We start from the raw sequence: 19,878 nt of genomic DNA on the forward strand, positions 1-19,878 counted from the left end.
CTCGGGCTGATGGGATCAATGGGGACCTGAGATGAGCGCCAATCTCTCTGCATTCTTGTATCTTGTGGCGGGGGTGCTGTTCATCCTGTCGCTGCGCGGGCTGTCGAGCCCGGCGTCGTCGCGCCAGGGCAATCTGTTCGGCATGATCGGCATGGCGATCGCGGTCGCCACCACGCTTGCCAACCATCCGCCGGCCGACGGTCTCGCCTGGGTGCTCGTCATCGTCGGCATCGCGATCGGTGGCGTGATTGGCGCGGTGATCGCCCGCCGCGTGTCGATGACCTCGATGCCGGAACTGGTCGCCGCCTTCCACTCGCTGGTCGGCATGGCCGCGGTGCTGGTCGCCGCCGGCGCGTTCTATGCGCCCGAAGCCTTCGACATCGGAACCCCCGGCAACATCCATCCGCAGAGCCTGGTCGAGATGTCGCTCGGCGTCGCCATCGGCGCGCTGACCTTCACCGGCTCGGTGATCGCTTTCCTGAAGCTGTCCGCGCGCATGAGCGGCGCGCCGATCATCCTGCCCGGCCGTCATATCATCAATATCGCGCTCGCCGTGGCGCTGGTGTTCTTTATCGTCCGCCTGGTCCTGACTGGCGGTGCGCTCGACTTCTGGCTGATCGTCATCCTCGCGCTGGCGCTCGGCGTGCTCATGATCATCCCGATCGGCGGCGCCGACATGCCGGTCGTGATCTCGATGTTGAACTCCTACTCGGGCTGGGCGGCGGCCGGCATCGGCTTCACGTTGGGCAATTCCGCGCTGATCATCACCGGCGCGCTGGTCGGCTCCTCCGGCGCGATCCTGTCCTACATCATGTGCCACGCGATGAACCGGTCCTTCATCTCGGTCATCCTCGGCGGCTTCGGCGGCGAGACCGCCGCGGCCGGCGGTGGCGGCTCGGGCGAGCAGAAGCCGGCCAAGCTCGGCTCCGCTGACGATGCGGCCTTCATCATGAAGAACGCCTCCAAGGTCATCATCGTGCCCGGCTACGGCATGGCGGTGGCGCAGGCCCAGCACGCGCTGCGCGAAATGGCCGACATGCTGAAGAAGGAAGGCGTCGAGGTGAAGTACGCCATTCACCCGGTCGCGGGCCGCATGCCCGGCCACATGAACGTGCTGCTGGCCGAAGCCAACGTGCCCTATGACGAGGTGTTCGAGCTCGAGGACATCAACTCCGAATTCGCGCAGGCCGACATCGCCTTCGTGATCGGCGCCAATGACGTCACCAACCCGGCGGCCGAAGAAGACAAGACGTCGCCGATCTACGGCATGCCCGTGCTCCAGGTCTGGAAGGCCGGCACCGTGATGTTCATCAAGCGATCGCTGGCCTCGGGCTACGCCGGTATCGACAATCCCTTGTTCTACCGCGACAACACTATGATGCTGCTCGGCGACGCCAAGAAGGTGACGGAGAACATCGTCAAGGCGATGTAAGAAGACTGCAGGTAGCGCGGCGTCGGATCAGTGACTTTTGCGAAAGGGCCATCGTTCTTCGGCACAGGGCGACGTTCCTGAAGAACGTGCCGGGCTCTTTTCCATGGTGATCATGGCGTTCATCGTGAGAATGACGTGGGCAACCTCCTGCGAGGACCAGAACCCATTCCTGCCCGTGGACGGCCCTCGATGAGCTCCTAGCAGGAAGTCCGGAACCGCCCCATAAGCGGGCAGCTCTCTAGCTACCCCGGCGGGCCCTAGAGGTGAATTGCACGTCTTGGCGGTGGCATGTCGGCTGACTTGTGCAACCCCGGCTTGGCCGACTAGAAGCTTCTGCATATGCTTGCATAAGGGGCGCGCGGGCCTGTCCGGTCAGAAGACCGTCGGATGGGCTCGGTCTTCCTGGACCAATGCTATCTGAATGGTTGCGATTTTTAGGCAGGAACATGCGTAAGCCGCTGACGGATGAGGAGATCGAAGCGTTTAGGGAGCGGCTTGTCCGCGTGGCGGAGAAGCTTTTCGCCGCCCATGGAGTTGACGGGGTAACGATGCGACAGATTGCGAAGGCGCTGGGTTACAGTCAGACCGCCGCCTATCGCTATTTCGCTGATAAAGACGAAATTCTTGCGGCTGTCCGTGCCGCTGCTCTAAGACGATTCTGCAGCAGATTAGAAACCGCATTGAAGCCTGGCCGGGACGCGCGGGAAAACGCTAAGGCCGTCGGCCGCGCGTACCTGCAGTTTGCGCTGGATGATCCCGATTCGTACCGCCTGATATTCGGCTCGAAGGCTCCAGAAAGGGACATACCGGAATATTCCCGAACCGTCCACCGTTTCAATTCATCGATGACAGACTACGTCCGGGATCTTGTCAACCAGGGTTATCTGAAAGGCGATCCGGTGGAATTGGGGCGGGCATTCTGGGTGGCCGCCCACGGTATCGTGATGATGCACCTCAGCGGCTTTCTGAATTCCGTGAGAGCGCGAGACGAGCTGCACAAGATGGTAATGCAGCTGATCTACCGCGGCGCACGAATAGAGGTTGAGCCGAATTCTGGGGGCAAGCGTGCGTCACGCGCTTCGAAAACTGTAGTTCGCACTACGGCTCGCACGAGATCCTAGCTCCATCTTCAAAAGGGTGCTTGCCGGTCTTTGGGACCTCTATGCCGGACCCCTCGCTTCACTGCGAGCTAACCTGCTGGAACGAACCATTAGTTCTTTATTAGAACTTGCCCCTTATAGCCTATTAGGCTTTCCAGGAGTCCTGAATGCTGAAGCATGTCACTCTGACGGCTGTTCTGATGACCGCGATCTCCCTAGTCTCTTCAGTGGTGACTGTGGTGCTCTCCGTGGATGCATTGGATTCCTATCGAAAGCTACGCACCGCTGAGCAGGTCTCTGGGATCGCTCAAGCCTCCTCAAGCGCCTTCCGAGCTATGCACAATCTGCGTACGGCTCGAAGCATTACGCCCCGCGCTTTGGATGGCCCTAAGCCAATCGAGACCGATCTTCAAGCTGATCTTGCGAAGATCCGTTCCAAACTTCGCCAAGCCTTGGCCGAACTGATTTCGGATCTCCAGGCGGTTCATTCCGGATCGCAGGACCCGGCGATTTCATTGTCTGCTGAAATCGATGCGTTCTCGCGCCTCGATGAAAATGCCTTCGAGGCGATCAAGAAGCCTCCGGCTGAGCGCCCGGAAGGTATCGGAAGAGAATACACAGATGCGAGCTCGCTCTTGATGAGCCATCTCGAGAGCCTCTCGACCGAACTTGCCTCGCAAGTGAGATACAAGGACCCGCTAGTGGATCGGCTCATGGCGTTAAAGCAGCTCGCTTGGCTGCTGCGCAATTCTGGTGGCGAAGCGACTGTTCTCGTCGCGCAAAATCTGGAAGTGTTCCAGCAAGGCCCTGCGACACGGCAGACCTATGCGCGCCTGCTTGGGAAAACGGAGGCTGTGTGGTCTTCTATCGAGAGCCTCGTCTCGGGCGGCGAGCTGCCCGCATCCATTAGAGCGGCAATTGATGCGACAAAATCCGGCTACTTCGGGCAGGAGTATGTTACACCGCGAGATCGGCTTTTCGAAATGGCTTCTAGAGGAGAGAAGGCCGATATGAGTGTCGCGCAATGGGTAAACTTCAGCCTCGCGCGGCTCTCGACGGCGGTTAATCTCGCCGAGCGCGCGCTTGAGGCCGCTCAGCAGCACGCGGTCGAGCGAAAAGGATCGGCGCAGCGCAGTTTGATATTCCAGCTGACGCTACTTGCCTGCGCGATAGCACTCGCGGCTGGGTGCATGCTGGCGGTCCGACGCTATGTGATCCTTCCTCTCAGATGTCTGCGCGACGCAACCATCGAATTGGCGAACGGCAACACCGTCGTTGAGACCCCGTTCGCCGAGCGGAATGACGAAATCGGTCAGCTCGCAGGTGCGCTGCAGACATTCAAGGAAAATGCAGTTGCAAAAAAGCGCATCGAAGAGGAGCAGCAGCAACACGATTTGAGGGCCGTAGAGCGGCAGCATCACATAGAAAGACAAATCGGTGAGTTTGAACAGCAGATGGCACGCAGCCTTGCATCGCTGGCAGCCGCATCCGATCAGATGCGAAACACCTCCGCCAATATCTCCTTGTTATCGTCCGATGCGAGCACACAGGTGCAGTCTACCGAGCAGGCCTCGGAGCTGGCATCGTTGAACGTCCAAAGTGTGGCGTCAGCTTCGGAGGAGCTTAGCGCGACCATTAACGAAATCAGTCGACGCGCGGCGCAGGCTGCGGACATCGCAGCACGTGCGGTGGAGCAAGCCACCAAGACGGACATGACGGTGCAGGGCTTGGCCGACAGCGCGAGCCGTATCGGAGAAGTTGTGGAACTGATCACCACCATTGCTGGCCAGACAAACTTGCTTGCTCTGAATGCGACTATCGAAGCCGCGCGTGCCGGAGAGTCGGGTAGGGGCTTTGCAGTAGTGGCATCGGAAGTGAAGTCACTTGCAAATCAAACGGCGAAGGCGACTGAGGAGATTGCCGGACAGATTTCGGCCGTTCAGGGTGTAGCAAGCCAAGCGGTCCACGCGATCAAAGCTATTGAGGAGACGATCGGACAGGTGAGCGACGTGGCCTCCTCCATCGCTATGGCGGTCGGGGAGCAAGGGACCGCGACCCGCGACATTAGCGCCAACACTCAGCAGGCTGCTGAGGGGACTCGAAAGGTTTCGCAGAACATCGCGAGGGTAAGCAAGGCGGCCGAAGCGACTGGCGTGGCTGCGCACGATGTCGCGTCGGCAGCGAAGGTCCTGGACTCGGAGACGCAGGAGCTTCGGGTCCAGATCAACACGTTCTTGAGCGGGATCCGAGCTGCTTAGTCTGGTAAAGCACCCTAGTGTGCGCCCGGCGTTGCCGGCAGTCCAGTCGATTGACAATAAATGTCGAGACGATCCGCATGGTCTGCGGCAAAACGATAGTCGTCATGATGGCAGCTTTTGGGCTTCAGGTAAACGCTGCCGATCTCAACGACCAGCTCGACCTCGTTTCGAGACCCGCGACGGATACATCACACGGCGCCATTTCGGATTCGAGTGCCAGGGCTTCTGCCGGGCTACCGGTGACCCGCCGCTTGCAACTAACCCGCGCTTCGCCGCCCGCATCCGAGGCTCAACGCTTCGGATCCCGGAGGCCGCCTTCCCGGCGGCATCGCGGTGCGGAGCTCGGCCGACGCCGGCGAGGCGGGCTCATTGTCCGGCCCGCCAGTCCAGGTCAACTCAAGCGAGACAGTTCGGAAAAACGTCAGTTGATCGCTGAATCAACACGATATACCGGATAGCCAATCGATCGGCGAGTACACCAATGCTGAGCGGTTGGAGCGGCTCGATATTGCTTACGTGCCGTGCGCGCCGATCACGCGCTGCCCGAGATCATCCACAACGAGCAGGCGGTGGTGGCACGGGGCATCGTCAGCGAGCCCGAACCCGGAACGTTGGGCGTATACGACAGCCAAGGCCGGTCACCCGCTTCGAGGTTAACGAGGCCACAATCGGCGGTCCGGCGCGCGCAATGGCAAGCATTCGATGGAAGTGCAGTGCGAGCTCGGCTATGACGATTGCGCCATCGGTAAAATGATCGGCGACAAGGCGGCTCGCACTGTTGTTTGGACCCTCAAAGCTTCAGCTCGCGCCCGCTGCGGGCACGATCGGTGCGGCCGGAAAGTTCGCAGCCGCACTGCTCTGGTAGGCCGTTCGCTGATGCATGCGTTCAAGATATGGGTGGGCGTTATCGCAGATATTGATGCCATATGCGACTGCCCAGTCCAGACATGTCGTTAAGAGAATATCGGCGCTGGTGAATCGGTCGCCCATCAGGTAAGTGCGACCGTCTCCGAGCGCCACCTCCACATGGCGGAGCTGTTGGCAGAAATATTCGGCCGCCTTCGCAACTACTTCGGGCGCCACTCCGTAGATCGGGCCCAGTGCATTGGCACTGTGGCGACGCATTACGTAGAGGCTCGTCGAATCAAGCTCGGTCACAATGAAGAAACACCACTCGAGCCAAGCCGCGTACTCGCGCTGTGTCTCCGGCATCAGAGTCCTACCAGGTGCGGGATACGTGCGCGCGAGATAGGCTACGATCGCCGCGCTCTCCCCGATGCAGAAGTCGCCGTCCTGCAGGAGCGGAATCTTTTGGCGGGGATTGAGCTTCGTGTATTCCGCCGTCTTGGTTTCACCAGTTCGTGGGCCGATCGGCTTCGTCTCGTAGGGCAAGCCCAGTTCGTGCAGTGCCCAGTGTGCACGCACCGTCCGGCTTGTGCCAACGCCCCACAATGTCAGCTCTGGAGATTGCATCATCACCATTTCTCCACTGACGGGCGCAGATCCAATTCATGTGTCCAGCCGTCTCGACTTTGCTGATGCACGAACAAGTAAGCGTTGGCGATCGACGTAGTTTTTGCCAGGCTGTCCGCGGGAATATCGCTTGCCTCAATCCCGGCGGCCGCCTTCATCCGCTGATGGATCGCTGGGCTATCGACGCCAGAATCGATGATCAGGTGCGCGACATGGATATTCTTAGGGCCCAACTCTCGGGCCATCGCCTGTGCGACTGCACGCAAGCCAAATTTAGCAGACGAGAAGGCTGTAAAGCCGACGCCGCCGCGGACGCTTGCAGTCGCGCCGGTGAAGAGGATTGTGCCGCGTCCGCGCTCCACCATGTAGCGTGCCGCTTCACGCCCCACCAGAAAGCCGGCGTAGCAAGCAAGCTCCCAAGCTTTGAAGAACAGCTTTTCGGTGGTCTCGAGGAGGGGTTTGTTCACGTTGGAGCCGGCATTGAACAAGCAGACCTCAATGGGTCCGATTTCCTTTTCCACCCGTGCGAAGAGGGCCTGCACCTCTGATTCCTGCCGCGCATCGACGCTGATGGCATGTATATCGTGGCCGGCAGCCTTCAATTCATCGACAAGGCCCTGCGATTTGGTGCCGTCGCGACGGCAGATACAGATCGTATACCCGCCCTCGGCGAAGCGCCGAGCTACGGCCGCTCCAATCGCATCGCCCGCACCCACTAAGATCGCTACCCCGCGGCTGGTCGCCATAGTTCCTCCGTTAGTTCTAATTTGATACGGAAGCAATAATACCCGCATGCCCGCCTGTAAACCCGCAACTTAACTAGTTTGCAAAAATCGCGAAGCTGACAGGCCGCTTGACAGTTTGAAAATAGAACTACTATGCTGCAGCGGCTGGGCACCTGATTGGGCAGCCTAGCTCTAGTGTCCGGGCTTCGAGCTGGATGGGCCTTTGCGCTCCACCAGAGGGCGTCGCTTTCGCCATTCGCGGGGCCGGCGAAAGTAGCGACGACTAACCAAAACAAAGTGTTGCCAAGGGAGATTTCATGTCCAGGACACTTGCGCTCACCATTTTGCTTTCGCTCTCGATGGCGAGCTCAGCTATGGCTCAAACGCCGGGCGTGACTGAAAGCGAGATCAAGATCGGAGCGACTTACCCATTCAGCGGACCTGCCTCGTCGCTCAGCAACACCGGCAAAGGCATGATGGCGTATGTGAAGAGGATAAATGATGATGGCGGCATCAACGGACGCAAGATCAACTTGATCCTGTACGACGATGCCTACAGTCCGCCGAAGACTGTGGAGCAAACCCGGAAGTTGATCGAAAGCGACGAGGTCGCTTTTCTGTTCGGGCCGCTCGGCACGCCGGGTATCAGCGCTACCATCAAATACGTGAACGCGAAGAAGATCCCCCATCTATTCGTCGTTAGCGGAGTTACTCGGTTTACGAATTTCAACGAATTTCCGATGACGACTACGGCGATAACCAGCTATTTCACCGAGGGAAGAATATACGCGAAATATATCTCTCAAGTGCGCCCTAACGCGAAAATCGCGGTCCTGTATCAGAACGATGATCTGGGCAAAGATTTCGTTCAAGCGTTTAGGAGCCATTTTAAAGATGAGTTCGATAAGAAAGTCGTTCTGTCGTCCTATGAAGTTTCAGAGCCGACAATAGATTCGCATGTAGTTACCCTCAAAGCCTCAGGAGCGGAGGCTTTGCTACTTGCGGGCACGCCCAAATTCGCGGCCCAAGCGATCAGAAAGGCAGACGAGATTGGCTGGAAGCCACTCATCGTTCTCAACTTTGTCTCAAGCTCGGTCTCTTCCACCATTGTACCGGCAGGGCCGGAGAGGGCGACGGGGGTCGTCGCAGCGACCATGACGAAAGATGTGGCAGATAAGCAGTGGGCCGACGACCCTGGCATGAAGTGGTATCGTGAGTACTTCGCCAAGTATCTTCCAGGGGCCGACATCGGCGACGGGAATTACGTATTCGGCACGCAACTTGGTCAGCTCCTTGAGCAGGTGCTCAAGCAGTGCGGAAACGATCTGTCACGCGAAAACATCGTGAAACAGTCGCGAAGTATCCACGGCCTCGTCTTGCCGACCGTGTTGCCTGGCGTAGTCATCAATACGGGCCCCGACAATAGCATGGCTTACACGCAAATGCGGCTGCAACGTTGGACTGGGACCAGCTGGGAACAGTTCGGTGATGTGATGACTGCCGATAGCAACTAGCATAGCGATGCGCATCATCAGGATTGGACGAGGCGCCTCCTAGTACGCCATTTTCATGCGAACTGTTGCTGAAGCGATCAGTGTGGCGATCGATTCCTGTGACTACCGCATGCGAATACTCTGCCGCCGGGCTGCGTGGCGCCTTGCAATGAGATAGGCGCTCGTGCGTTGACGCTCGTTCTCCTTCGCGCTGGAGCAAACGAATCAGTCGGAGCGCGGCCGCTGAAAAGTTCTTCCGGGAGAAACCCGGCTTTTGCAGGCCCAACCACGCTTGGCGCGACTGCGGTTGAGCTGAAAGTGGGGCGTTTTGAGGAATACGAAGTTTGACTACGATTGGCTTGTCATAGGCTCCGGGTTTGGCGGCAGCGTCTCGGCGCTACGCCTTGCGGAGAAGGGCTATCGTGTCGGCGTGCTGGAACGAGGCAGGCGCTATCGCGACCAGGATTTCCCTAAGTCCACCTGGGATTTGGGCAAGTTCGTTTGGGCTCCAATGCTGGGCCTGAAGGGAATATTGCGGATGGCTCTGTTTCGACACGTCTTTGCCCTCAGTGGCGCGGGCGTCGGTGGCGGCAGCCTCGTGTACTCCAACACGCTCTATCGCGCCAAGTCCGAGTTCTTCGAGAATGCGCAGTGGTCCGCGCTCGGCAGCTGGAACGAGCTTCTGCAGCCCCATTACGACACGGCCGAGCAGATGCTTGGCGTGACGCCCGTGCCATTCGACTCGGTCAATCAGCAACTGATCCGCGAGATGGCGCGTCACTTTGGAACCGAAGGCACGTTCACCCGTACGCCTTGCGCCGTGTACTTTGGCGAACCGAACAAGACAGTCGAAGATCCTTACTTCGGGGGAGAAGGGCCCGACCGGACCGGGTGCACGCGTTGCGGCGCCTGCATGGTGGGTTGCCGCGTCGGCGCTAAGAACACGCTTGTTAAGAACTACCTGTGGTTCGCCGAAAAGCGCGGCGCGAAAATCCTGGCAGAGCGAGAGGTCGTTGACGTTAGCCCGCTCGGTGCGGCCGACGGTAGCGAAGGTTACCGCGTGACAAGCGAGCGCCCTGGTGCCTGGTTCGCTCGCGGCCGGCAGACCCATACGGCGCGGGGCGTGGTCTTCGCCGGCGGCTCACTCGGGACCAACGAACTGCTGGCTAACTGCAAGCACGGCGGCTCTCTGCCAAAAGTTAGCGATCGTCTGGGTGAGCTGGTGCGTACCAACAGTGAATCGATTCTCGCGGTGCGACTGCCGGATGATCGCAAGACATGGAATGACGTCGCCACCAGCTGCAGCGTGCACGTCAACCGTGACACCCACATCGAGTTTGTCACCTATGGCCGCAACGCCGACTTCATAGGCGGGCTCTACACGGTGTTGGTTGGCAAGGGAACGCCTGCAACGCGACCATTGAAATGGGTGGGTAGCATGTTGATGCACCCGGTTCTGGGGCTCAGGACGTTATTGCCCCTGGGCTGGAGCCGGCACGCGGTGATGCTTTTGGTAATGCAGGCTCTCGACAATGCGATCACGCTACGCGCCAAGAAACGCTGGTTCGGCCGCGGCTATCGGCTTGCCACCGCACAGAACCTCGATAAACCGAACCCGACCTACATCGAGAGCGGCAATCAGGCGGCCCAGTGGCTGGCCGATCACACGGGCGGCATCGCCCAAAGCAACTTGCTCGAGGCGCTGGGCAACATACCGACTACAGTGCATCTACTCGGCGGCGCCGTGATCGGCGCTGACGCGGCGAGCGGCGTAATTGATCGTCAGCTCCGCGTCTTCGGTTATCAAAACCTGCTCGTGTGCGACGGCGCGGCGATGCCGGCAAATCCCGGAGTCAATCCATCGCTGACGATCACGGCACTCGCGGAGTACGCCATGGCGCAGACACCAGCGGCGAGTCCGGAACGATCCTGCGGTATGAAAGGGCTTTGAGAGGAAACGCACTAGTTTCTTCAACGCTCCGAAGGTGCCCGGCAATCCCGCTGCAGACAAAGTGGTTGCCCATCACTCGCGAAAGCAGCTCTTCGCTCGCGAACCGGACCTCATCCCACAATACGTAAGAAGGGCTGGCCTAATCAATTCCAAATAGGAACGCATACGAATGTGGTTCCCGACATTTGGCCGAATGCCCGGGGGTACGCGGTAACGGTTGACAGTGCTGTTTTAGAACTATAGACACGACGTCAGTTCGGATGAGAGGAAGGACATTGGTGACGAGTCGGCTTGAATTTCAGTTCGATTTCGGTAGTTCGAACGCGTATCTGGCCGAGCTCGTCATTCCTTCGAATGAGCGCCGCGCTGGCGTGAAATTCGAGACGTGCCGGTGCTCTTCGGGGTGCATCTATCAAGGCCGGGGTCAACGGCAAGGACTACCTCCGGGACGTCGAAAAAGAGATCGTCACGCAGAAGAGTAGGCTGGCCAAGGCTGGCTAAACGAAACGGTCAACTCCGCTAGTCAGGCGAGAAGGAAGAGGAAGAAGCCATGCCCGGTCCACTCAAAGGCGTAAGCGTGCTCGATCTGACGGGCGTCGTGTCCGGTCCATTCGCCACCATGTTTCTCGCGGATCAAGGCGCCGACGTAATCAAGATCGAGCCCATCAGCGGCGACATCACCCGCCGAAGCCGTGCGGCCATCGATAAGAAAGGTGAGTTCTCGGCGCTTTTCATTTCCTCCAACCGCGGTAAGCGCTCGCTCGCCATCGACGTCAAGAGCGACTCGGGGCGCGAGGTGCTGGCGAAGCTGGTCGCCAAGGCCGACGTGCTGGTGCAGAACTTTCGGCCGGGCACCATGGAACGCCTAGGCCTTGGCGTCGAGGAATTGCGTCGACGTCATCCGCGCCTGATCTACGTGTCGATCAGCGGTGTGGGGGACACGGGTCCTTACGTTAAAAAGCGGGTCTACGACCCGATCATCCAGGGTCTGTCAGGCTTTGCCGATATCCAGTCGCAGCCTGTGACTAACCGGCCGCAGATGATCCGCACGATCGTTTGCGACAAGACCACCGCGGTAATGACCGCTCAGGCGGTGGCCGCCGCGCTCTATGCCAGGGAAAAGACCGGGAATGGCGACTATATCCAGGTCGCGATGCTGGACACGATGATTTCTTACCTCTGGCCGGAAAGCATGAGCCAATACACGGTCGTCGGTTCAGAGGCAAACTCAAGCGACCCTAACGACCGACCCGATCTCGTATTCAAGACGAGCGACGGCTATCTCACCTGCGGTACAATCTCGGACTCGGAATGGCAGGGATTTTGCCAGGCGACGGGGGACCCCGAGCTCGCCAAAGACGAGCGCTTCGCTAGTCCCGCCGGGCGTAGCGTGAACGCCACCGCTCGCATCAACAGAATGCAAGAATACATCAGTCAGCGCACTACTGCCGATTGGCTCGAGCGACTTGACGCGGCCGACGTGCCTTGCGCTCCGATCTTGCGGCGGTCCGAGATCATTCACAACGAACAGGTCATCGCGCGCGGTTTGATCGCCGAGATTGATCAGCCCACCGTTGGAAAGGTGCGCCAGCCCAAGCCCGCTGCGCGGTTCGAGCTCAACGAATCGAAGATTGCCGGGCCGGCCCCGCGGATCGGCGAGCACTCGCAGGAAGTCCTGATCGAGCTCGGCTACGATGAAGCTGCCATCAAGAAGATGGTCGTAAACAAAGCCGTACGCCTGGCGAGCTAGAAAAGGGCATCGAAAGCGCGGTTTAGCTGAGCTTGTCACCCGAGCATTTCTTCTTCGGAAACTCCAGACACATGGCGCATATGGTCTAATTTTGCGACCTCGTTTCTTTCGAGTGGATAGGCAAAGTGTTCTAATGAAAGGGCGGGTCGATACAGTTCAGGCGAGCTGCGGAATCGCGAGGTCCTTGGAGGCCATAGGCGATTGGTGGTCGTTACTCATCATCCGCAATGCCTTCAATGGGGCCCAGCGCTTCGGGGAATTCCAGAACGAGCTCGGAATCGCAAAGAATCTGCTGTCCGCTCGCTTGAAAAAGCTGGTCTCGCACGGGATCTTTGCCATTGAACCGATCGAGGGTACGGCGTTCAACCGCTATATTCTCACAGAAAGAGGCGAGAAGCTCTCGATGGTCCTAGTCGCCTTGTGGCAATGGGGATCAGAACATTGTTTCGAGCCTAGCGAGCTGAAGGACTGCATCGTCGATAATGACACAGGGGAGCCACTCGGCAACCTGCCGATCCGCGAAAGCGGCGGCCGGATTTTCCGGGCCGAGCCGCTTCCGCACGATCAGCACCAAAAGCCGATCGGGCGAGGTCAAGTGAAGAGCGCCGGCTTGCGTCTGCAGCGTTAGGACCGCCATTGATCACTCATCTCTAGAGAGCACCGAGGAGAGAGTGCCGGGTATGCCTGAATTGTGGATACTCTTCGCAAAGCGCGCGCTACGATGCTTGGCGTCGATGCGAACTACTATGCCCGTCATCGCCGGAGCATACTTCAACGGCTGAGCTCGCCAGGTATTCCGTTCTACTTTCTGAAGATCGACATCGCCGGAAACGCAACGCAGGGACCATAAAACGGCCGCCTTGACTCGTTCTAAAATAGAACTTATCCAAGCTGTGGATGATCAAGGTGGACAGTGGCCGGGCATCCAGTCAGTCAAGACCCTTCAACCTCGCTGGCAGGCGGAATGGCAAAGGCCGCACAGCAGCCCAGGGTGACAAAGCGTAGCCGCGGCGGCGCTATTCCCTATCATCATGGATCACTCGATGAAGCGTTGCTGATTGCGGCTGAGCGCGTGCTCATACGCGACGGACTTGCTGGGCTGACACTACGTGCAGTGGCCCGCGAGGCGGGCGTCTCGCACGCAGCTCCGAGGCATCATTTCGGCGATCTCGCGGGGCTCGTCAGCGAACTCGCAGCAATGAGTTTTCGACGCTTAAACGCCAGGATTGCTGCGGCCGGCACCACCGGCAAAACGCCGACAGAAAGGAGACTAGCGCAGGTGCGGGCGCATATTGCATATGCGCAGGACCAACCGGCAATGTACGGCCTGATGTTCCGCATCGAGAGGCTCGATATGTCGCGGCCGTCGTTGCAGGAGGCGGTCAACGCGTCCTTTGCAGGGCTCGCCGACGAGTGCGTCCCTGGTCATCCAGAGAAGAGACCTTTATCGTTCGATCACGCCGCGGCGGTCGCGGCAGCCTGGTCGTTGGCCCATGGTTTTAGCGTGCTCCTGCTTGATGGCAGGCTCGGCAAGATCATCGCCCAATCGCAAAAAGGCGTCACAACGGAAGCGCTGCTGGAAGCAATGCTCCGCAAGTCGGTCACGCAATAAGCTGCTCCCCGACGGGGTCCTGCCCACCAAGGATAGCGCTTGAGGGATTGCTGGAAGCGTCGCGGGCTGAACCAGCTCACTTGACGGGTTCTAAAAAAGAACTATAGATGGCAGCAAATTAGACCAGCAAATAATGCCGGCGGGTAAACACTCGGAGGAAAGTTATGACCGGTCGCCCACTCTTGCTGGCAACAATGTCCTTGGCGTTATCTGTTGGGGTTGCTTCCGCGCAAAAAAAATACGACGCAGGCGCCAATGACACTGAAATCAAAATCGGCAACATGATGCCGTATAGCGGTCCCGCGTCCGCTTACGCAAATATTGGCAAAGCTACAGCGGCGTATTTCAGCATGATCAATGAGGCCGGAGGCCTCAATGGGAGAAAGCTCAATTTCATCAGTTACGATGACGGATATAGTCCGCCGAAGGCTGTGGAGCAGGTAAGGCGTCTAGTCGAAAGTGATGAAGTGTTATTCATGCTCAGCCCCATGGGAACGCCTTCGAATGCAGCGATCCAAAAATATCTGAATGCCAAGAAGATACCGCACCTGTTTCCTGCCTCGAACGCAAGCAGATGGAGTGATCCCAAGAACTTTCCTTGGACTATGGCATCAGCTGGTGTGGGCTACGTCAGCGAAGCCTACATTTACGCGCGTTATCTTTTGAAAACACGGCCTGACGAAAAGATCGCTGTGCTTTATCAGAACGACGACTTTGGGAAGGAGCTACTAAAGGGCCTAAAAGAGGGCTTAGGAAGCAACGTAAGCATGATTGTTGCAGAAGTTTCCTATGAAGTGACCCAACCAACCATCGACTCCCAGATTCCTCTTCTCAAGAGTTCCGGCGCCACGACGCTGTTCAGCTTTGCCATTCCAAAATTCGCAGCGCAGAGCATCAAGCGAGCTGCCCAGATTGGTTGGTCTCCGCTCCACTTCATTCCTGGCGTATCCGCCAATTTAAACGCGACCATCGTGCCTGCGGGTTTGGATAGTGCGCAAGGCATCATATCCGGGACTTCGTTGAAAGATCCAAGTGACCCGGCTTGGGCAAACGATCCCGGCATGACCGCCTATCTTTCCTTTCTGTCGAGATGGATGCCTGACGCTAACAAGGCGGACCAGAACTACCAGTTCGGGTACAACGTCGGCCAGCTCATGAGTCAGGTCTTGAAGCAATGCGGCGATGATCTCACACGAGAGAACGTCATGCGGCAGGCTGCCAACCTCAAGAACGTCCAACTCGACACTTCGATTCCTGGCATCACAATAAGCACGAGTCCGACGAACTATTCGCCGGTCAATAGTCTTCAGCTTATCCGCTTCCAAGGAAGCGGATGGGAGAGATTTGGAGATATCTTGACCGACGACAGAGTCCATTGAGTCGCCTCAGACTCCGCATGTGTGCATCGCGCTTGAGGCGACACGTAAGTGAGATCGTCCAAGCCTTCAAACCTCAGAAGCCTGCATCAAGTATGCAACTCATGGCGACCCAAACAACGGGAGATAACAGATCGTGGACCTTGATGACATACACTATTACGAACCGTCCAAAGGGCATGGACTTAGGCACAATCCGTTCAACGCGATCATTGCGCCGCGTCCCATTGGTTGGATCTCGTCTCAAAACGCGCAAGGGCAGCTAAATCTGGCGCCATACAGCTTCTTCAACGCTTTCAATTACGATCCACCGATCCTCGGCTTCGCGTCCATTGCTTGGAAGGATAGCGTTCAGAACGCCTCCGAGACGAAGGAGTTCGTCTGGAATCTTGTCACGAAGGATCTCGGCGAACAGATGAACAAGACAGCGGCCCCCTTGCCGCGCGGCGTAAGCGAATTTGAGTTAGCCGGACTGGCAACGGTGCCCAGTCGTCACGTCAGCGTCCCGCGCGTGCGAGAAAGCCGTGCGGCGATGGAATGCAAGGTTACCGAAATCGTGAAGTTCAAGAACTGGAAGGGAGAGTCAGTCGAAGGCTGGCTAGTCCTCGGCGAAGTTGTGGCCGTTTACATAGATAAGGCCCTGATAAAGGATGGCGTCTATCAGACAGCGCTTGCACATCCGATCCTGAGGGCAGGACGCGGCGGTGACTATGTGGAGGTCACTGAGGACCGAATGTTTGAAATGGACCGGCCGGCTGGCAGCAGTAGCCCGGCGTTTCATGGATCCTAATCTGGTGGTTGACACCATAACAAATGCAAATGTTTCTACAGCCACATCAGGATTTGTCGTGAACGCAATCACAACTCTCCAACCTGCCGACGTTCTTGCCCTTCAGCGCTCCTCCTTCCGCCGCAAGGGCGTGCCATCCCTCGCAGAACGGCGATCCGATCTTTCGCGTCTCAGAACCGCCTTGATCGCGAACCGCAGCAAGATCGAAGCTGCCATTAATAGCGATTTCGGTCACCGCTCGCGCCACGAGACGGGCATAATGGAGCTGGCGGGGCTTATTTTCGGGATCGATTATCTCCGCAGTCGGCTGCCCCGCATGATGCGTCCGGAAAAGCGACACGTCGCGCTGCACATGCGGTTCGGATCTGCCCGCGTCCAGTACCAGCCGCTCGGCGTCGTCGGGGTCATGGCGCCTTGGAATTACCCGGTCTACCTAGCGCTGATGCCACTCGTCACTGCCGTCGCAGCGGGGAACCGTGTCATGTTGAAGCCGTCGGAATTCACGCCAAAGACTAACGCGCTAGTCGAAAACATTTTGGAGACCGTCTTCCCGACCGACCAAGTTGCGGTGGTAAACGGGGACGCTTCCGTCGGCATGACATTCTCCGCGCTGCCCTTCGATCACCTGATCTTCACCGGCAGCACCCCGGTAGGCCGCAAGGTTATGCAAGCGGCCAGCCAGCATTTGGTACCGGTGACGCTCGAGCTGGGCGGCAAATCGCCCGTGATCATCGAAAAAGGCCATCCGCTCGACCATGCCAGCGCTGGCATCGTGTACGGGAAGCTGATCAGCGGCGGGCAGACCTGCATCGCGCCGGACTATGCGCTTGTTCACGAGGACGATCTACAGACCTTCCTGGCTGCCTACGACGCGGCAGTCGTCTCTGCCTACCCCGATGGTCCGTCGGGCGACGACTATACTTGGATCCTCAACGATCGCCATCTCACGCGACTGACGGGACTGCTGACGGACGCGCGCGACAAGGGGGCGACCGTTCGCCTGATGGGACGTGAGGGCCGGGGCGCGCACCCGCGTGCGATGCGGCCGACAGTTGTCCTCGGAGTCACCGATGACATGACGATCGCGCGTGAGGAGATTTTTGGCCCGATCCTACCGGTCTTCACCTACCGGACGATCGAGGAGGCAATTGAGTTCGTCGACGCTCGGCCACGGCCGCTGGCGCTCTACTACTACGGCCGCGACAAGGCGGCGCAACGCAAGGTACTTGATGGCACGGTTTCCGGCAACGTCACCATCAATGGCACGATCCTGCACATCGCTCAGGACGACTTGCCGTTCGGCGGCGTTGGCGCCAGTGGCATCGGTGCATATCACGGCATCGAAGGCTTCCGCCGATTGAGCCATGCGAAAGGCATCTACGAACAGGGCCGTTGGAATGGCTCAACGTTGTTGCGACCGCCTTTCGGCAAGATGGCCGAGCGCATCATCGGCTTCGTGCTGCGCTAAAGCGACATTTCCACCTTTGTCAGGTTCAGAACCATGGCCCGTCACGACCACACGCATTTCCACGGCAGTTGTACCTGCGGTACCTTCTCATTCGAGACCCGCAAAGCCCCCGTCACCCGCTTCGTTTGCCACTGCACGTTCTGCCAGGACTTTACGGGACAGGCCTTTTCCGATGTTTCGGTGTTGAGGTCGCGCCAGATTGTCATGAAGGGAACGGAAGCTCTCGTGTTTACGAAATATCGATCGTTGCCTCCCAACCTCAATCGCGGTCGCTGCAGGAGGTGCGGCAAGCCCGCCATGGAGACGATGCGAGCCGGCCCCCAGCGATTGGTGTTCATACCCTCGGCCCTCTTCACCGAACAGGATTTGCTCCCACCGATCCGGCTACATGCGTTCTACAACCGTCGAGTGGCGGACGTGGCGGACGATCTGCCGAAATACGAACGCTACTGGCCCAGTCAGTTTGCAATAACGAGGTCCATCATGGGCTTCTAGAGATTAAGAGAGCCCATCGTCACCTTGCCGGCCGTGGCGAACCGATATCCGACCGTGAGCCTCGACAGTTACATCAAGGCCCGAGGGGGCGGTCACTGAGCTCTCCCCGAACTCGACGGGATTTTCCATCGGCGAGCGCATGCGATCGTGGCCTACCGTTCGCGTACCTAGGGTAACCCGCACAAGTCGCTGATCCGAAACACGCCGCGATCACGCTGCTTGCCTCGAATAGTGCTTTTTCATAGTGACTGATCGAGCCGATGCATCCGGGACCTACAGCCTGGGGCCGAAGCTGACGGGTATAGTTGCGGGCAATTGTCGCACCATCGGCGGAAAGACTGTTGCGTCGCATTCGTTCCGTACAAAGCGCTTTTCTCGGTTTCACACCAAATCGCACCTGAATTGTGAGGAAGTACGCTGCCGTGACTACATTGGCTGAACTCGAAGATAGACGCGCCGGGGCCAGGCTCGGCGGCGGGGAGAAGCGCATCGAGGCGCAGCACGCTCGGGGCAAGCTGAGCGCTCGGGAGCGCATTGAGCTCTTGCTCGACAAGGGCTCGTTCGAGGAGTTCGACATGTTCGTCGAGCACCGCTCGACCGAATTCGGGATGGAGAAGACCAAGGTCCCCGGCGACGGCGTCGTCACCGGCTGGGGCACCGTGAACGGCCGCAAGACCTTCGTGTTCGCCAAGGATTTCACCGTGTTCGGCGGCTCGCTGTCCGAGACCCATGCGCTGAAGATCACCAAGCTGCAAGACATGGCGATGAAGGCGCGGTCGCCGATCATCGGCCTCTATGACGCGGGCGGCGCCCGCATCCAGGAGGGCGTCGCCGCGCTCGCGGGCTATTCCTACGTGTTCCGCCGCAACGTGCTCGCCTCGGGCGTGATCCCGCAGATCTCCGTCATCATGGGCCCCTGCGCCGGCGGCGACGTCTACTCGCCTGCGATGACCGACTTCATCTTCATGGTGAAGAACACCAGCTACATGTTCGTCACCGGCCCGGACGTGGTGAAGACCGTCACCAATGAGGTCGTCACGGCGGAGGAGCTCGGCGGCGCCTCGGTGCACGCCACGCGCTCCTCGATCGCCGACGGCGCCTTCGAGAACGACGTCGAGACGCTCTTGCAGATGCGCCGCCTGATTGACTTCCTGCCGTCCAACAACACCGACGGCGTGCCGGAATGGCCGAGCTTCGACGACATCGGCCGGGTCGACATGTCCCTGGACACGCTGATCCCTGACAATCCGAACAAGCCCTACGACATGAAGGAATTGATCCTGAAGGTCGTGGACGAGGGCGATTTCTTCGAGATCGCGGACGTGTTTGCGAAGAACATCGTCACCGGCTTTGGCCGCATCGCGGGCCGCACCGTCGGCTTCGTCGCCAACCAGCCGATGGTGCTGGCCGGCGTGCTCGACTCTGACGCCTCGCGGAAAGCGGCGCGCTTTGTCCGCTTCTGTGATGCCTTCAACATCCCGATCGTCACCTTCGTCGACGTGCCCGGCTTCCTGCCGGGCACGAGCCAAGAATATGGCGGCCTGATCAAGCACGGCGCGAAACTGCTGTTCGCCTACTCGCAATGCACGGTGCCGCTGGTGACCATCATCACCCGCAAGGCCTATGGCGGCGCCTTCGACGTCATGGCGTCGAAGGAAATCGGCGCGGACATGAACTACGCCTGGCCGACCGCCCAGATCGCGGTGATGGGCGCCAAGGGCGCGGTCGAGATCATCTTCCGCGGCGACATCGGCGATCCCGACAAGATCGCCGCCCGCACCAAGGAATACGAAGACCGCTTCCTCTCACCCTTCATCGCGGCCGAACGCGGCTACATCGACGACGTCATCATGCCGCACTCGACACGGCGGCGGATCGCGCGGGCGCTGGCGATGCTGAAGGACAAGAAGGTGGAGATGCCCGCGAAGAAGCATGATAATTTGCCGTTGTGAGAT

General features: G+C 58.9%; 15 protein-coding genes. 13 read left to right on the plus strand and 2 right to left on the minus strand.

What is annotated here, in order from left to right:
• Positions 1–31 precede the first annotated feature (31 nt).
• The 3 genes from XH90_RS08970 to XH90_RS08980 all read left to right on the plus strand — a co-directional run bounded on the left by XH90_RS08970 (position 32) and on the right by XH90_RS08980 (position 4,790).
• Positions 32–1,432, plus strand: a complete 1,401-nt coding sequence (locus XH90_RS08970) for an NAD(P)(+) transhydrogenase (Re/Si-specific) subunit beta (protein ID WP_194480534.1) — start codon at positions 32–34, stop codon at positions 1,430–1,432.
• Positions 1,433–1,878: 446 nt separating this feature from the next.
• Positions 1,879–2,553 (plus strand): TetR/AcrR family transcriptional regulator, encoded by a 675-nt coding sequence (locus tag XH90_RS08975; protein WP_194480536.1) that lies wholly within the window; start codon positions 1,879–1,881, stop codon positions 2,551–2,553.
• Between the two features lie 146 nt (positions 2,554–2,699).
• The gene (locus XH90_RS08980) at positions 2,700–4,790 is read left to right on the plus strand and encodes a methyl-accepting chemotaxis protein (RefSeq protein ID WP_194480538.1); all 2,091 of its coding nucleotides are present in this window, start codon (positions 2,700–2,702) and stop codon (positions 4,788–4,790) included.
• A 798-nt stretch (positions 4,791–5,588) separates the two neighbouring features.
• Here XH90_RS08980 and XH90_RS08985 read toward each other — a convergent pair.
• Together XH90_RS08985 and XH90_RS08990 are read right to left on the minus strand one after the other, a co-directional pair.
• Positions 5,589–6,263, minus strand: coding sequence for a glutathione S-transferase family protein (locus XH90_RS08985; protein WP_194482633.1), 675 nt, complete (start codon positions 6,261–6,263; stop codon positions 5,589–5,591).
• A 2-nt stretch (positions 6,264–6,265) separates the two neighbouring features.
• Positions 6,266–7,009: an SDR family NAD(P)-dependent oxidoreductase gene (locus tag XH90_RS08990; protein WP_194480540.1), complete on the minus strand. Its 744-nt coding sequence runs from the start codon at positions 7,007–7,009 to the stop codon at positions 6,266–6,268.
• Positions 7,010–7,305: 296 nt separating this feature from the next.
• Between XH90_RS08990 and XH90_RS08995 the strand changes: the two genes are divergently transcribed.
• The 10 genes from XH90_RS08995 to XH90_RS09045 all read left to right on the plus strand — a co-directional run bounded on the left by XH90_RS08995 (position 7,306) and on the right by XH90_RS09045 (position 19,875).
• Complete coding sequence (locus XH90_RS08995; protein ID WP_194480542.1) at positions 7,306–8,502, plus strand: ABC transporter substrate-binding protein; 1,197 nt, start codon at positions 7,306–7,308, stop codon at positions 8,500–8,502.
• A gap of 307 nt (positions 8,503–8,809) precedes the next feature.
• Positions 8,810–10,432, plus strand: coding sequence for an FAD-dependent oxidoreductase (locus XH90_RS09000; RefSeq protein WP_194480543.1), 1,623 nt, complete (start codon positions 8,810–8,812; stop codon positions 10,430–10,432).
• A gap of 550 nt (positions 10,433–10,982) precedes the next feature.
• Positions 10,983–12,182: a CaiB/BaiF CoA-transferase family protein gene (locus XH90_RS09005; RefSeq protein ID WP_194480545.1), complete on the plus strand. Its 1,200-nt coding sequence runs from the start codon at positions 10,983–10,985 to the stop codon at positions 12,180–12,182.
• Between the two features lie 184 nt (positions 12,183–12,366).
• Positions 12,367–12,810: a helix-turn-helix domain-containing protein gene (locus XH90_RS09010; protein ID WP_246755737.1), complete on the plus strand. Its 444-nt coding sequence runs from the start codon at positions 12,367–12,369 to the stop codon at positions 12,808–12,810.
• 336 nt (positions 12,811–13,146) lie between these two features.
• Complete coding sequence (locus tag XH90_RS09020; protein ID WP_194480549.1) at positions 13,147–13,794, plus strand: TetR/AcrR family transcriptional regulator; 648 nt, start codon at positions 13,147–13,149, stop codon at positions 13,792–13,794.
• Between the two features lie 164 nt (positions 13,795–13,958).
• Complete coding sequence (locus XH90_RS09025; RefSeq protein ID WP_194480551.1) at positions 13,959–15,173, plus strand: ABC transporter substrate-binding protein; 1,215 nt, start codon at positions 13,959–13,961, stop codon at positions 15,171–15,173.
• A gap of 133 nt (positions 15,174–15,306) precedes the next feature.
• A complete protein-coding gene (locus XH90_RS09030; protein WP_194480553.1) occupies positions 15,307–15,960 on the plus strand; it encodes a flavin reductase family protein in 654 nt (217 codons plus the stop codon).
• A 58-nt stretch (positions 15,961–16,018) separates the two neighbouring features.
• The gene (locus XH90_RS09035) at positions 16,019–17,428 is read left to right on the plus strand and encodes a coniferyl aldehyde dehydrogenase (protein ID WP_246755738.1); all 1,410 of its coding nucleotides are present in this window, start codon (positions 16,019–16,021) and stop codon (positions 17,426–17,428) included.
• Between the two features lie 33 nt (positions 17,429–17,461).
• Positions 17,462–17,923, plus strand: coding sequence for a GFA family protein (locus tag XH90_RS09040; protein WP_194480555.1), 462 nt, complete (start codon positions 17,462–17,464; stop codon positions 17,921–17,923).
• A gap of 422 nt (positions 17,924–18,345) precedes the next feature.
• Positions 18,346–19,875, plus strand: a complete 1,530-nt coding sequence (locus tag XH90_RS09045) for an acyl-CoA carboxylase subunit beta (RefSeq protein WP_194480556.1) — start codon at positions 18,346–18,348, stop codon at positions 19,873–19,875.
• Positions 19,876–19,878 lie beyond the last annotated feature (3 nt).

The organism is Bradyrhizobium sp. CCBAU 53338 (assembly GCF_015291665.1).
Lineage (GTDB): Bacteria > Pseudomonadota > Alphaproteobacteria > Rhizobiales > Xanthobacteraceae > Bradyrhizobium.